16 protein-coding genes are annotated in these 14,369 nt (G+C 68.3%); 2 read left to right on the top strand and 14 right to left on the bottom strand.

The genetic code is table 11. The features are described 5' to 3' along the window. Nucleotides 1-4: 4 nt before the first annotated feature. From era to CGZ91_RS00135, 6 genes are all read right to left on the bottom strand, one after another. Nucleotides 5-1,015 carry a GTPase Era gene (gene era, locus CGZ91_RS00110; protein WP_094452002.1) on the bottom strand — a complete coding sequence of 337 codons (1,011 nt, stop codon included), beginning with the start codon at nt 1,013-1,015 and terminating at the stop codon, nt 5-7. Then, nucleotides 1,012-2,373 carry a hemolysin family protein gene (locus CGZ91_RS00115; RefSeq protein ID WP_094452003.1) on the bottom strand — a complete coding sequence of 454 codons (1,362 nt, stop codon included), beginning with the start codon at nt 2,371-2,373 and terminating at the stop codon, nt 1,012-1,014. The genes era and CGZ91_RS00115 overlap by 4 nt, the downstream gene beginning before the upstream one ends. 64 nt (nt 2,374-2,437) lie before the next feature. Continuing rightward, entirely contained in the window at nt 2,438-2,905 is a 468-nt protein-coding gene (gene ybeY, locus CGZ91_RS00120; RefSeq protein ID WP_094451392.1) for an rRNA maturation RNase YbeY, read from the bottom strand. Continuing rightward, nucleotides 2,902-3,972 (bottom strand): PhoH family protein, encoded by a 1,071-nt coding sequence (locus CGZ91_RS00125; protein ID WP_094452004.1) that lies wholly within the window; start codon nt 3,970-3,972, stop codon nt 2,902-2,904. The genes ybeY and CGZ91_RS00125 overlap by 4 nt, the downstream gene beginning before the upstream one ends. 48 nt (nt 3,973-4,020) lie before the next feature. Continuing rightward, nucleotides 4,021-4,947 (bottom strand): carbohydrate kinase family protein, encoded by a 927-nt coding sequence (locus CGZ91_RS00130; protein ID WP_094452005.1) that lies wholly within the window; start codon nt 4,945-4,947, stop codon nt 4,021-4,023. Between the two features lie 2 nt (nt 4,948-4,949). After that, nucleotides 4,950-5,171, bottom strand: coding sequence for a hypothetical protein (locus CGZ91_RS00135; RefSeq protein ID WP_094452006.1), 222 nt, complete (start codon nt 5,169-5,171; stop codon nt 4,950-4,952). Between the two features lie 9 nt (nt 5,172-5,180). On the opposite strand from CGZ91_RS00135, the gene CGZ91_RS00140 reads away from it, so the two are divergent. Then, entirely contained in the window at nt 5,181-5,936 is a 756-nt protein-coding gene (locus CGZ91_RS00140) for a queuosine precursor transporter (protein ID WP_407670824.1), read from the top strand. Nucleotides 5,937-5,957: 21 nt separating this feature from the next. Here CGZ91_RS00140 and CGZ91_RS00145 read toward each other — a convergent pair whose 3' ends face one another. The 6 genes from CGZ91_RS00145 to hrcA all read right to left on the bottom strand — a co-directional run bounded on the left by CGZ91_RS00145 (nt 5,958) and on the right by hrcA (nt 11,586). Further along, a complete protein-coding gene (locus CGZ91_RS00145) occupies nt 5,958-6,794 on the bottom strand; it encodes a Gfo/Idh/MocA family oxidoreductase (protein ID WP_094452008.1) in 837 nt (278 codons plus the stop codon). Between the two features lie 69 nt (nt 6,795-6,863). Beyond that, complete coding sequence (tgt, locus tag CGZ91_RS00150; RefSeq protein ID WP_094452009.1) at nt 6,864-8,117, bottom strand: tRNA guanosine(34) transglycosylase Tgt; 1,254 nt, start codon at nt 8,115-8,117, stop codon at nt 6,864-6,866. Between the two features lie 104 nt (nt 8,118-8,221). Next, entirely contained in the window at nt 8,222-8,554 is a 333-nt protein-coding gene (locus CGZ91_RS00155) for a hypothetical protein (protein ID WP_094452010.1), read from the bottom strand. A gap of 47 nt (nt 8,555-8,601) precedes the next feature. Next, nucleotides 8,602-9,342, bottom strand: a complete 741-nt coding sequence (locus CGZ91_RS00160; RefSeq protein WP_094452011.1) for a 16S rRNA (uracil(1498)-N(3))-methyltransferase — start codon at nt 9,340-9,342, stop codon at nt 8,602-8,604. A 3-nt stretch (nt 9,343-9,345) separates the two neighbouring features. Next, a complete protein-coding gene (gene dnaJ, locus CGZ91_RS00165; RefSeq protein ID WP_094452012.1) occupies nt 9,346-10,548 on the bottom strand; it encodes a molecular chaperone DnaJ in 1,203 nt (400 codons plus the stop codon). A 3-nt stretch (nt 10,549-10,551) separates the two neighbouring features. Continuing rightward, nucleotides 10,552-11,586 carry a heat-inducible transcriptional repressor HrcA gene (gene hrcA, locus CGZ91_RS00170; RefSeq protein WP_094452013.1) on the bottom strand — a complete coding sequence of 345 codons (1,035 nt, stop codon included), beginning with the start codon at nt 11,584-11,586 and terminating at the stop codon, nt 10,552-10,554. A gap of 95 nt (nt 11,587-11,681) precedes the next feature. Between hrcA and CGZ91_RS00175 the strand changes: the two genes are divergently transcribed. Further along, nucleotides 11,682-12,569, top strand: coding sequence for an MBL fold metallo-hydrolase (locus CGZ91_RS00175; protein ID WP_094452014.1), 888 nt, complete (start codon nt 11,682-11,684; stop codon nt 12,567-12,569). Between the two features lie 18 nt (nt 12,570-12,587). Here CGZ91_RS00175 and CGZ91_RS00180 read toward each other — a convergent pair whose 3' ends face one another. Both CGZ91_RS00180 and CGZ91_RS00185 read right to left on the bottom strand, forming a co-directional pair. Further along, nucleotides 12,588-13,379 (bottom strand): inositol monophosphatase family protein, encoded by a 792-nt coding sequence (locus tag CGZ91_RS00180; RefSeq protein ID WP_094452015.1) that lies wholly within the window; start codon nt 13,377-13,379, stop codon nt 12,588-12,590. A gap of 61 nt (nt 13,380-13,440) precedes the next feature. Then, nucleotides 13,441-14,325: a DUF3097 family protein gene (locus CGZ91_RS00185; protein WP_094452016.1), complete on the bottom strand. Its 885-nt coding sequence runs from the start codon at nt 14,323-14,325 to the stop codon at nt 13,441-13,443. Nucleotides 14,326-14,369 lie beyond the last annotated feature (44 nt).

Consider the following 14,369-nt stretch of genomic DNA (forward strand, 5'->3'; position numbering starts at 1 on the left):
CACCTCAGAAGCCGAGCCGGTTGAGATACTTCGGGTTCCGTTGCCACTCCTTCAGCACCTTGACGTGCAGCGCCAGGTGGACCGGCATCCCGAGCAGGGCGGAGATCTCCTTGCGTGCCGCAGTGCCGACCTCCTTGAGTCGGGCCCCCCGATGGCCGATCACGATCCCCTTCTGGGAATCACGTTCCACCACCAAGGAGGCGTGCACGTCCATCAGCGGCTTGTCCTCGGGACGGTCCTCGCGCAGGCCCATCTCATCGATCTGGACCACCAGCGAGTGCGGCAACTCCTCGCGTACGCCGGCCAGCGCGGCCTCGCGGATCAGCTCGGCGATCCGGGTCTCCACCGGTTCGTCGGTGACCACGTCATCGGGATAGAGCGGCGGCCCCTCCGGCAGCAGCTTGATGACCTCGTCGAGCACCACATCGACCTGGTCGTCGGTGACGGCCGACACCGGGATGATCTGCTCCCAGCGGATCCCCAGCTCGGCCTCCAACTGCTGGATCGCCACCAGGTGTTTCATCATCCGTTCCGGGCTCACCAGGTCCGACTTGGTCGCGACCGCGACCAGGGTCGGGGTGCGGTCCAGTTCGGCGAGTTGCTGCACCAGGTAGGTGTCGCCCGGACCGATTCGCTGACTGGCCGGCAGGCACACCGCCACCACGTCCACCTCGGACCAGGTGTCGCGGACCAGATCGTTGAGCCGTTCGCCGAGCAGGGTCCGGGGCCGGTGCAGACCCGGCGTGTCCACCACCACCAGCTGCGCGCCCGGCCGGTTCACCACCCCGCGTACCGCGTGGCGGGTGGTCTGCGGCTTGTCCGAGGCGATCGCAATCTTCTCCCCGACCAGGGCATTGGTCAGGGTCGACTTGCCGGCATTGGGCCGCCCCACGAAGCACAGGAAACCGGAGCGGAATCCCTCGTAGGCCGCGAGCGGATCGGTCGGGGCCGCATCCGTCTCCGCAACATCCCGGTCGGCTGCCTCATCTGGCTCGAAGCTCTGGTTCTCGGTCATCGGCGTCCTCTCCCGGCCTCGGCGGCCAATTCGGTGGCGGCTTGGGCACCCGGGTCATCCTGACTCGGGTCGTGGGGACCCTCAATGTCGGTGGGAATCTGGGACACCAGGATGGTCGCGATCTGGTGGCGGCGGTTGGCGCCACGCTCGGCGATCAGTTCCAGGCCCTCCCAGTGCAGGATCGAGCCGTGGATCGGGACCTTGTTGAGCTCCTTGGCCATCAGGCCACCGAGCGAGTCCACGTCATCGTCGTCGACCTTGAGGCCGAACAGGTCACCCATCTCGTCCACGGACAGACGGGAGGAGACCCGGAATCGGCCATCGCCCAGGTCGGTGACCGGCGGGATCTCGGCATCGTACTCGTCGACGATCTCGCCCACGATCTCCTCGAGGATGTCCTCAATGGTCGCCAGACCTGCTGTGCCACCGAATTCGTCGATGACCACGACCAGGTGCGAGTGGGTCAGCTGCATCTCGCGCAGCAACTCATCGACCGGCTTGGAGTCCGGACAGAACGCCGCCTCCCGCATCATCTTCGACACCTTGAGGGTGGTCTGCGAGGAGGCATCGTCGTAGACCCGTTTGATCAGGTCCTTGAGGTAGAGCACGCCGATGACGTCGTCCAGGCCGTCGTCGCCGATGACCGGGATCCGGCTGAAGCCCGAGCGCAGCGCCAGCGACACCGCCTGGCGCAGGTTCTTGTGGTGCTCGATGTAGACCATGTCGGTGCGGGGCACCATCACCTCGCGCACCATGGTGTTGCCGAGGTCGAAGACCGAGTGGATCATCTTGCTGGAGCCGGCCTCGATGAGTTCGTTGGCCTCGGCGATGTCGACCAGTTCGCGCAGCTCGGCCTCCGAGGAGAACGGGCCGTCGACGTAACCGCGGCCCGGGGTCAGGGCGTTGCCGACCAGGATCAGCAGCGACACGAAGCCGCCGAAGACCGTCGTCACGGCGGACACCAGCCCGCCGGTGGCCAGCGCCACCGCCTCGGCGTGCTGGCGCCCGAGCGTGCGCGGCGCCACGCCCCAGACCAGGAACGAGATCAGCACCAGACCGATGCCCGCCACCACCAACTGCAGCCACAGCGCAGGCAACACCTGTACGCACAGCACCACCAGCACCACCGAGGCCATCACCTCGACGACGGTGCGCAGGAAACGCACGCTGTTGACGCTGGGGGCCGGATCCTCTGCGATCAGCAGAAGCCGTTCGGCGCCGTTGCGTTCGTCGTCGACCAGGGCCGTGGCCCGGGACTTCGACAGTGACTGCACGGCGGTCTCGATGGCGACCAACAGGCCGGCCAGGATGGTCAGCAGGCCGCCGAGCACCGCCAACCAGATCTGGGCGGAGGTCATCGTCGCACCCCCGCCATCCCGATGTCCCGATGGGACGAACTACTTTGAGGCGGCTCCCCGCGGCTCACTGTTTCCTCCTGATGCGTTCATCGGCCCAGTCGGCGATGATGCGATCGTTGAGACCGAACATCTCGGCCTTCTCCTCGGGCTCGGCGTGGTCATAGCCGAGCAGGTGCAACAGACCATGGATCAGCAGATATTCAGCCTCAGCCTGCGGTGACCGACCGTTGTCGGCCGCCTGAGCCTCGGTGACGGCTGGGCACAGCACGATGTCACCCAGCAGCCCCTCCGGCGGTTCCTCGTCGTCACGCGGCGGCCGCAGCTCATCCATCGGGAAGGAGAGCACGTCGGTGGGGCCGGGCTCGTCCATGAACTTCTCGTGGTACGCCGTCATGGTCGGCTCGTCAACCAGCAGGATCGACAACTCCGCCAGCGGATGGATCCGCAGCTGTTCCATGGCAAATCCAGCCAGTGCGATGAGCTCCTGCTCCGGCGCTTCGCGACCCGATTCGTTCGACAGGTCGATGGTCACTGCTCGCTCCCCCGGTCCGGGCGTGGCTGATTGGCCCGCCGTTGCTGGCGGTTCTCCTGGTGGCCGGTGCTTCCCTGTGTGTGAACTGCCTCGAAGCTGTCGTAGGCCGCCACGATCCGGCCCACCAACTTGTGCCGGACCACGTCATGGCCGGTGAGGTTCGCGAAATGGATGTCCTCCACGCCGGTCAGAATGTTCTGCACCACCCGCAGCCCGCTGCGAACACCGCCGGGCAGGTCAACCTGGGTGACATCACCGGTGACGACCATCTTGGAGCCGAAACCGAGCCGGGTCAGGAACATCTTCATCTGCTCGGCCGAGGTGTTCTGGGCTTCGTCCAGGATGATGAAGGCATCGTTGAGGGTGCGACCACGCATGTACGCCAGCGGCGCGACCTCGATGGTGCCTGCCGTCAGCAGCCGGGGCACCGAATCGGGGTCAACCATGTCGTGCAGGGCGTCGTAGAGGGGCCGCACGTAGGGGTCGATCTTCTCGTTGAGGGTGCCGGGCAGGAAGCCCAGGTGTTCGCCGGCCTCGATCGCGGGTCGGGTCAGGATGATCCGGTTGACCCGCTTCTCCTGCAATGCCTGGACTGCCTTGGCCATCGCCAGGTAGGTCTTGCCGGTGCCGGCTGGACCGATGCCGAACACCACCGTGTGCTTGTCGATGGCATCGACGTAGCGCTTCTGGTTCAGCGTCTTGGGCCGGATCGTCTTGCCCCGGTTCGACAGGATGTCGTGGGTGAGCACCTCGGCTGCCGCGACCGGGCTGTCGGCGCTGATCATCCCCACGATGCGCTCGACGGCATCGTTGGTCAGCCCTTGCCCGGTACGCAGCACCTGCACCATCTCGCGCAGCACTCGTTCCCCTTGTCCCACCGCGACAGCGTCGCCACGCAGGGTGACCTCGTTGCCGCGTACATGGATGTCCGCGGACAGTTCCCGCTCCAAGGTCCGCAGGAAGCTGTCCCGGGGGCCGAGCAGGTGGACCATGTCCAAGGAGTTCGGCACGGTGATCTGGCGCACCTCAACACCGCCGTTCGGGGCCGCATCACCCCATCCGGGCATCTGATGAGTACTCAGGATTCCTCCGCAGGTAGATTCTCGGACCCCATGCTAAGCCTGTTCGGCCCGAAACGGGTAAGGCATTGCTCCAGAACCCATCAGACTGGCCCCGGCCCGTTCGGATCCACTCATCAGGGCGGCTGTGAGGTCGCGGCTGTCCCACTGGTCGAGTGCTTCCCGGCGGCCCGCCGGGTCAGTTCCCGACAGCACGGCTGCCAGCAGGCCGACCATGAAGGCGTCACCGGCACCGATGGTGTCGACCACGTCCACCTGCGGCGCGGCGACCTCAGCCTGGGCGCCGGCGCGGGTGCGGGCGTACGCCCCCTCGGAGCCGCGGGTGAGCACCAGCAGCGCGGGGCCAGCACCGGTGGCCGAGTCGGCCCAGTCGGTCAGCGCCGTCACCGGATCCTGCCCCGGCGCCAGCCAGGCCAGGTCCTGTTCGGAGACCTTCACGATGTCGCTGTGCGCCACCAACCGGGACACTCGGTGCTGCGCGGTGGCCGGGTCCCCCAGCAACGGCGGCCGGACGTTCGGGTCGTAGCTGACGAGGGGTCGGCTGGGTAGTTGTCGGGTCTCATGGAGCAGCTGGCGTACGGCCCGGCTGCCGGGCTCCAGCACTGCCCCGAAGGAGCCGACGTGGACCAGCTCGACCCCCGCTGGCGGCTGGACCGGGTTGAGCCGCCAGTCCACCGCAAAGTCATAGTCCGCATCGCCATCGGCTCCGATCGTCGCCGTGGCACGGGCGGTGGCGTTGACCCGGGTCTCCTGCAGCGTGATCGGCGGCCCGGGTGTCTCACGCAGCGCGGCTCGGATCAGGTCGGCCTGCGGATCCTGCCCCAACGCGGTCGCAAAGGTGACCTGGTGCCCGGACCGCGCCATGCCCAGTGCCACGTTGAAGGGTGACCCACCGGGACGCTGCTGCGGCGCCGCGCCCGGTGTCATGATGACGTCGACGAGGGACTCGCCGACCACGAGCACGGTCAGCGGTCCGCTGCCTCGTCGTCACAGACCGCCTCGTGGGCGGCCCGCGACGAGAATCGGTCGACCACCGGTTCGTTGTCCTCCCGCAACCCTTCATAGGGTCGCGACGAGCGCCGACTGGTGACTCGGTGCCGCCAGCTCTGGGGCTGGTCACTGCTGTGCCCATCACCGACGCGGGAGCCGGGCCGAGCCGGCTGCGCGGTCTGCTGTTCCTCCGTCATGGCCTGATCCTGCCATGCGGACAGGCAAACCGGAAGGGCTACACTGCCGTGCTTGTGAGCACGACTACCTCCGCCGTCACTGCACCGGCGTACGCCAAGCGCGGCACCGGCCACTACGACCTGCTGGTCGTCGGGGTCTGTGTCGTCATCATCCTGTCCAACATCGGTGCCTCCAAGGGCGTCCAGATCGGACCGTTGGTCACCGACGGCGGCTTCTTCCTGTTTCCGCTCGCCTACATCCTGGGCGACGTGATCTCCGAGGTGTACGGGCCGAAGGCGGCCCGGCGCAGCATCATCCTCGGCTTTTCGGCCGCCCTGTTTGCCGTGCTGACCTTCTGGGCGATCATCGCGCTGCCCGGTTTCACCGACGACTACGGCCTCGCCAAGCAGGAAGCCCTCGAGGTCGCGCTGGGGCCGGTCTGGCAGATCGTCGCCGCGAGCCTGGCCGGCTTCGCCGTGGGCCAGGGCCTGAACGCCTGGGTGATGGCCTCGATGAAGCGCCGCACCCAGGAGAAGCATCTGGTCGCCCGGATCATGGGCTCCACCGGTGTCGGCGAATTCGCCGACACCGTGGTCTTCTGCGCCATCGCCGCGACCGCCATCGGCATCAGCGGCTGGGGCCAGTTCGCCAACTATGTGATCGTCGGCTTCCTGTGGAAGACCTTGGTGGAGTTCCTCATGGTGCCGGTCACCGCGAAGGTGATCGGCGTGATGAAGCGGCACGAGCCCAGCTATCAGGAGGCGCTCGCCCGCACGGAGTCCTGACCGAGGCTTGGGCCTGAGCCCTCAGGCCAGGTCGAGGTCGACCCAGGCACCGTCCTGGGCTGCCGACAGCTGGGCGCCCTCGATGATCGCCACCGGCGCCATCAGGTCCGCACGGTCGTGGGCAGGCGCCTCACCGCGCAGGAAGTCCGTGAACCAGCTGACCATGTTGGTGTAGAAACCGCCCGGGTTGACCACGTCGACCTTGGTGTATTCCTCGGCTCCGACAGCCTTGAAACCGCCCGACCACTGCCGCTCGGCGCCGACCCGGCAGTCAAGGCTGCCCCACCGCTCCCCCAGGTCGACCGCTACCAGCGCGGCGCCCTCGCGGCCGATGTTGCGCACTCGGCGCACCTGCGTGCCGACCATGCGCAGCAGCACCGCGACCGAGTGGATGCCGTAATGGTCCCACTTGCCGTAACCGCGCACCCACGCCGCCTCGACGGCGGTCGGGTCGAGATCCACCGCATCGAACTCCTCAGCATGGGACAGGCCGGATGCCGCCACCATCGGGGTGTTGTGCTGTTGGGCCAGATCGAGCAGCCGGTTGCCCTCGGCGATGCTCGGCGCCAACAGCTTGTCGACCACGGTCGGCAGCCCGGCCGGCAGCACCTGCTCCAGCAGCGCGGGATGGGCCTCGATGTTGTCCGGTGCCATCACCACCACGCCGTCGGCAGCCTCCAGCGCCTCGGCGACCGACTCAGCGCGCTGGACACCGAACTCCTGACACCAGTCCTCGCCCTCGGACGGATCCGACTCGTAGGCCACCAACTCCAGGTCAGGGATCAGGTCCCGGAAGGCCTGGGTGAACACTTTGCTGTGGTACTGGCGCAGGTGATGGTCGATGTACGCAATCCGCATGGGGATTCTCCTCGTCGTTGACGCGGCCAGACTACCGTTTTCCTCGGGTCCCGGTTGGACCGGCTCGGCTCAGTTGGATCGGTTCGGTGGCGTCCAGCCCGCCAGGAATTCATCGCGGAAGGCGTCGAAGTCACCGGCCCGCAGCGCTGCCCGGATCCGGTCCACCAGGCGTACGGTCCAGCGCTCGTTGTGGATGGTCGCCAGCGTCGAGGCCAGCATCTCCTTGGCCTTGAAGAGGTGATGCAGGTACGCCCGGGTGTAGTGCTGGCAGGTGTAGCAGTCGCATTCCTCGTCGATGGGCGCGAAGGCGCGTCGGTGGGCGGCGGTGTTGACGTTGAAGCGGCCCCGGTCGGTGTAGACGGCGGCGTTGCGGGCCACCCTGGAGGGCTGCACACAGTCGAAGGTGTCCGCGCCGGCCTCGACCGCCGCGAAGACGTCCTCGGGTTCGGAGATCCCCAGCAGGTGGCGGGGCCGGGGCCGGTCGCCGTCGTGACGGTCCAACTCGTCGCTGCACCAGCCGACGATGGTGCCCAGATTTTCCTTCTCCAAGGCCCCGCCGACGCCGAAGCCGTCGAACCGCTGGCCGCTGTCGGGATCCTCCATCAGGGCCAGGTCGCGGCAGGCCTGGCGGCGCAGATCCTCGTACTGGGCGCCCTGGATGACACCGAACAGCGCCTGATAGGGCCGATGCTGACGCTGGGCGGTGAGGGCGGCGTGCGCGCTCAGGCAGCGCAGCGCCCACCGGGTGGTGCGGTCCAGCGCCTCCTCCTGGTAGCGCCGGGTGTTCATCAGCGTGGTGAGTTCGTCGAAGGCGAAGATGATGTCGGCGCCCAGCTCGTGCTGCACCCGCATCGAAACCTCCGGGGTGAAGCGGTGCTGGGTGCCGTCCAGATGGGACTTGAAGGTGACCCCGTCGTCGTCGACCAGGGCGCGGCGTTCCTTGCCCTCGGCTATCACGTCGTCATTGGCCAGTCCCGCGGTGTTCATCGCCAGCACCTTCTTGAACCCGGCGCCCAGGCTCATCACCTGGAAGCCGCCGGAGTCGGTGAAGGTCGGGCCGCGCCAGTTCATGAAGGCGGCCAGTCCGCCGGCCTCGTCGACGATGTCGGAGCCGGGTTGCAGATAGAGGTGATAGGCGTTGGCGAGCACCGCCTGGCCGCCCAGCCCGGCGACGGTGTCGGGCAGCACTGCCTTGACGGTCGCCTTGGTGCCCACCGGGATGAAGGCGGGCGTGGCGATGGGACCGTGCGGGGTGGTGATGACTCCGGCCCGACCGGGGCTGTCGGGCAGCCGGGTGTCGACCTCAAATCCAAACGGGTTCACGGCGCGCCAGCCTACGCGACAGCCCGCCCCGCAGGCAGCGGGACGGGCTGGGTCGGGTCCGTTGAGGCGAGTGCGATCAGACGCGTGCGATCAGACGCGTGCGATCAGGCGCCGCCGATCCGGATCTTCATCGAGTCGCTGGTGGCCTCCAGCACCGTGACCTCAAAACCGGCACCGGTCTCGGACTGGTTCACGTCGAGGCTGTAGGAATCCGCACCGATGGTGAACTCGGCGTGACCCTCGGCGTACGCCACGGCGGTCACCTCGGTGTCCTGATTGTTGATCTGGATGGTGGTGCTCGCGCCATCCCCGGACAGTGAAATTTCGCAGGCGTTGTCCGAGCACGTGTACGAGGTCGACGTGCACGCGGTCAGCGCCGGCAGCGTGAGCGTGGTCATCGCTGCGGCCAGAGCAATCTTTGCCAGGGACTTCTTCATAAGCACCATCCTCCCATTACGGCGTGTCAGCGCCGGCGGCGCCCCCGTCAGGGACGGCGCAGGTGGGCCACCGCCACACCGCCGGCAGTGGAGGTGCGCAGGACGCCATCGTTGAGCAGCACCGGCTCCGCACCGGCCGCCACCAGAGCCGCGCGCTCCTCCTCCGTGATGCCACCCTCCGGGCCAATGATGACCACCACCTCGGCGTCCCCGCCGAGCTGTTCGCCGGACGCGCCCAGCGACGGCAACCAGGTCGTCGCCTCCTCGTGGAGCAGGAAGCTGCGGTCCGCCTGCCGCACCCGCTTCACCAGTCCGGCCAGCTTCACCACGGGCTCCACCTCGGGCACCCACCAACGGCGCGACTGCTTGGTGGCTTCCCGGGCGGTGGCCTGCCACTTCGCGCGGGCCTTGTCGCCGCGCTCGCCGCTCCAACGAACAATCGATCGCTGCGCCTGCCACGGCAGGATGGCAGCGACGCCCACCTCCGTCATCAGCTCCACGGCCAGGTCGGAGCGGTCGCCTTTGGCCAGCGCCTGCACCGCCACGATCCGCGGCCCCGGGCTGGCCGGCTCCAGCACCTCCTCGATTCGGATGGTGAGGCCCTGCTTGGAGCTCTCGACGACCTGCCCCTGCACGGCGGCGCCGGCGCCGTCGGCGATGACGATCGTCTCGCCGACCTCGATCCGGCGGACCACCGCGGCATGGCGACCCTCCGGCCCGGTCAGCTCACAGCGCATCCCGGGCGCGGCCTGGACCGGAAGTTCGGCGAGGAAGACGGGGAAGCTCACGGCTCAGTTGAAGGCGTCGCGGATCTTGTCGAAGAAGCCTTTGTGCTCCTTGTGCTCCTTGCTCGACACGGTTGCCCCGTCGGCGTCCAACTCGTCGCGTTCCCGGGCGAACTCCTGCAGCAGCTCCCGCTGCCGGTCGTTGAGCTTGGTGGGGGTCTGGATCAGCAGCGTGACGCCGAGCTCACCGCGCCCCGAACCGCGCAACCGCGGGATGCCGCGGCCCCGCACCACCAGCCGGGTCCCGGACTGAGTGCCGGCGGGGACCTCCAGGCGTACGGTGCGGTCCTGTTCGTCGCTGGCGGGCAGGTCGGCCTCGAGGGTGTCGATGGTGATCTCGGTGCCGAGCGCCGCCGCGGTCATCGGAAGCCGGCACACCATCTCCAGGTTGTCGCCCTCCCGCTTGAAGGTCGGGTGCTGGCGCACCAGCAGTTCGACGTACAGGTCACCGTTGGGGCCGCCGCCCGGGCCGGCCTCGCCCTTGCCGTCCAGGTGCACCCGGTTGCCGGTCGCGACACCCGCGGGGATCTTGACGTTGATGGTGCGGCTGGTGCGCACCCGGCCCTCGCCGTCGCACTCGAGGCAGGGGTTGGGGATGACGGTGCCGTAGCCGCGGCAGGTCGGGCAGGGCTGGGAGGTGCGGATGTCGCCGATGAAGGACCGCTGCACCTGCACGATCTCGCCGTGCCCGTGGCAGGTCTCACAGGTCTGCGGTTCGGATCCCTCGGCGGCGCCGCTGCCCTGACAGACGCTGCAGGTGTCCGCGGTGTCGACCCGCAGCGGCTTCGTGACGCCAAACGCCGCCTCCGACAGGTCCAGCTCCAGCCGGACCAGCGCGTCCTGACCACGCCGGGTACGCGACCGGGGCCCGCGGCCGCCGGCGCCCTGCCCGAACATGGCACCGAACAGGTCGTTGACGTCGAAGCCCTCGCCGAAGCCGGCGCTCTGGAAGCCGCCGAAGCCGCCACCGCCGTAGCCGCCACCACCCCGGGCCGCACGCGGGTCGCCGCCGCGGTCATAGATGCTGCGCTTCTCCGAGTCGCTGAGGACCTCGTACGCCTCGTTGACCTGCTTGAACTTCTCGGCAGCATCCGGCCCCGGGGCGACGTCAGGGTGCACCCGCATCGCGGCCTTGCGGTAGGCCTTCTTGATCTGGTCGGCGCTGGCGTCACGCTCGACCCCGAGGAGCTCGTAGTAATCAGTCAACAGTTCTCATCCTTCGGACAGGAAACGGCCCAGGTAACGCGCAACCGCGCGCACCGAGGCCATGGTGGAGGGATAGTCCATGCGGGTCGGGCCGACGATACCGAGATTGGCCCAGCTGTCGTCGTCGGCACCGTAGGCGGCGCTGACGATCGAGGTCGCCTGCAGCTCTTCGTAGGGGATCTCGGTGCCGATCCGCACCGTGACCTGGTCGGGTTGATGCGCCTCGCCCAACAGGTGCAGCAGCACCACCTGTTCCTCGAGGGCCTCCAGCACCGGCCGCACCCGGGTCTCGAACTCGGCTCCGAAACCAGTGAGGTTGGGGACACCCCCGACCACGATCTTGGTCGTGCTGGACGCCTCGATCATGTCGGTCAGCGCGGCCACCGTCAGCGACGTCAGCGCCGTGTCTTCCGGCGCGGCGTCCGCCAGCAGGTGCGCGATCTTGCCGGGCACCTGGTGAGGCGTGAGCCCCACCAGCGCGGCGTTGATGCGGTGCCGCAATCGAGCCAGCTGGTCCTCGACGGAGTCGGCGCCGGCCACCGGAGCGGGCAGTTCGAAGGGGCGTTGGCTGACCGACCCCGAGGACAGCACCAGGATCACCATCGCCCGTTCGGCGGTCAGTTCCACCAGCTCGACGTGGCGTACGGTCGCGGTCGACAGCTGCGGGTACTGCACCATCGCGACCTGCTGGGTGACCTGCGCCAGCAGGCGTACGGTGCGGGTGATGATCTCGTCCATGTCGGCGGCGCCGGACATGAAGCTGGCGATCGCACGCTTCTCGGCGGCGCTGAGTGGCTTGACCTGGGCAAGTTGGTCGACGAAGAGCCGATAACCCTTGTCGGTGGGGATCCGACCGGCGCTGGTGTGGGGCTGGGTGATGTAGCCCTCCTCCTCCAGCGCGACCATGTCATTGCGGACCGTCGCCGGCGACACCTGCAGGTTGTGGCGGTCGACCAGAGCCTTGGAACCGACCGGTTCCCGGCTGGAGACGTAGTCGGTGACGATGGCGTGCAGCACCCGCAGCCTGCGGTTGTCGACCATCTCTCCTCCTCCGTTCCCGTTGGTGCTGACGGCAGCTCCCGGCCCTTGGCACTCGCCGCGAGCGAGTGCCAGTGTACAACTGACACACTGGCACTGTGGACACACCGGATTCCAGTACCGATACCCGTCCGACCGAGCTGCCCGAGGGCTGGTCCTGGCAGGGCGACACGACAACTGACACGCGGGTCGCGACTCGCGACGTACGCCCCGAGGACTCGTTGGTGGTGGCGGCCGTCGTCACCCCGACCGGCGTCACCTTGGTCGACACCGGCGCGGACCAGACCACCGGACGGCACCTGCGCGACCAGTGGGAGGCCGCCGGCACGCCGGTGGTCCAGGTGATCCTCAGCCACGGCCACCCCGAGCAGACCGGCGGCCTGGCGGCTTTCGCGGATCTGCCGATCCTTGCCCACGAGGACGCCGAGCTGCCCGACCTGGAATTGCCAGCCCTGCAGACCTTCGGCCTCATCACCGCTGTTGCCGCAGACGGCAGCACCGGCGCGGAAGGCGTCATCGACCGCCACCGCCTCGAGGCGTGCTTCTTCGGCAAGGCCCACACCGCCGGTGATGTGGTCGTCCACGTCCCGGCCGCCGGGGTGGCGCTCGTCGGTGACCTGGTCGGTGGTGCCCACCCGCGGTTGGACCGCGACTCCACCCTGAGCACCTGGCCGTCGGCAATCGACGGGGTGATGGGTCTGATGAGCGAGGCCGGCGTGGCGGTGCCGGCCCGCGGCAAGCCGCTGGGCAAGCAGGAACTCTTCCTGCGACGGGCCGATCTGGCTGGTCTGTTCGGTGAGGCCGAACACCTGATCTCCTCCGGGGTCAAGCGGGAGGATGCCCGCCGGGCGATCACCGAGGACGCCGACGCCCCCGACATCGATCTGCCCGATGAGGTCTGGGACACCGGTCTGGATCTGGCCTACGCCGAACTCGCCGCCCGGGGTGTGGTGCCGCGTACCCACCTGCCCCTCTTCGGAGTCTGAAGGAGCAGGCCTGAGGCGTCAGCGCCGGTTGTCGAGTCCGGCGACCCGGCCCAACTTGGCGACCGCATGCCAGATGTCCTCGTTGCGGGCCACCACCAAGGAGGTGTCGAGGATGCCGACCTCGTATTCGAGGCCGGAGACGGTCCGGGCGATGCCACCCATCTCGCGCACCATCAGGACGCCGGGCAGGTGGTCCCAGGGCATCAGCCGAGTGCGGTACGCCAGGAAGTCCTCCTCGCCGGCGGCCACCATCGGATAGTCGACGCCGCAGCAGCTCGTTGACCACGGAATCCGGCGTACCTCGGCGGTTTCGGTGTGCATCAGTTCCTTGGCGCTGGTACGCCCGTGCCACGGCGCCACCGGATCGGCAGCAGTCAGCGGCTTGCCGTCGAGCATGACACCGCCGCCCTTCTCGGCGACCCAGGACCGCTCCCACTGCGGCTGCCAGATCCAGGCGCGTACCGTCTCCCCCGAGCGCACCTCAGCGAGCATGACGGCATGGTCGCGGCTGCCGTTGACGAAGTTTCGGGTGCCATCGATCGGGTCGAGGATGAAGGCGTGGTCGGCCAGCCCGAGGTCGACCAACAGTTCGGGGCGTGCCGCGGTGGCCTCCTCCCCCACCACCAACACGTCGGGCAGGGCGTCCCGGATCCGGTCGGTGATCATCTCCTCGGCCTCGCGGTCAGCGACGGTCACGTAGTCGCCGGGCTTCTTCTCGCTCACCTCGCCCTCGACGAGCGCCTGGAAGCGGGGATTGATGACCTGCGCTGCTGTTTCTTGGAGCAGTGTCAGCACTGCCTCGGTGTCCACACCCCCATCGTGGTTGCCGGACGGCCTCGCGGCAAGCCCCCGTCACCCAGTGACAGGCGATTCACTCAGTGACAAAGTCAATGAGCCGCTCCACCTCGGTCAACAGCCGGGTGTCGAGGTCCTTCCACGACCCCACCCGGGACAGCAGCAGTCGCCAGGTCTCAGCGATGTCGCGCTGCTCCCGGACCGGTCGCCCCAGCGCCTCGCTGATGCCGGTCTTCCAGTCCTGGCCACGCGGAATCCGCGGCCATTCCTGCAGCCCGACCCGCTGCGGCCGGATCGCCTCCCAGATGTCGATGAAGGGATGGCCAGTGACCATCACGAGGCCACCCCACGGCCCGCGCGCCACCTCGGCGGCAATCCGGGACTCCTTGCTGCCCTCAACCAGGTGGTCGACCAGCACCCCGAGCCGCCGGCCCGGACTCGGGTCAAACTCGGTGATAATCGTGGGCAGGTCATCGATGCCTTCGAGGTATTCCACGACCACGCCGACATGACGCAGGTCATCACCCCACACCTTCTCGACCAGCTCGGCATCGTGGCGCCCCTCGACGTAGATCCGGCTCGGCAGCGCGGTCTTGGCCTGTTGTGGCCCGGAGCCGAGCCGGGACCCCGACGCGCTGTGGGTCGGCCTGGCGAGCCGCCGTTTCGGCGCCTCCAGCGCGACCGGGACACCTTCCAGCAGGAAACCGGGGCCGAGCGGAAAGCTGCGCTTCTTGCCCCTGCGGTCCTCCAACACCACCAGACCGTTCTCCCACCGCACCACGGCGCCGACGAAGTCATCGGCGGGCACCTCCACGACCATGTCGACCTCCACCACCGTGGGGGTCGACTTGGTCATGTGGGCGGTACGCCAATTGCTGCCGTCGGCACCGCGGGCGAGCACGTCACCTTGATAGCGGTCGCGGGCGGGCTGGTTGCGAAGCCCAGGTCGATTGGGAGACACAGGTCGATTGGGAGACACAGGTCGATTGGGAGACACAGGGGCAG

Origin of the sequence: Parenemella sanctibonifatiensis (assembly GCF_002250565.1) — a bacterium.
Taxonomy (GTDB): Bacteria; Actinomycetota; Actinomycetes; order Propionibacteriales; family Propionibacteriaceae; genus Parenemella; species Parenemella sanctibonifatiensis.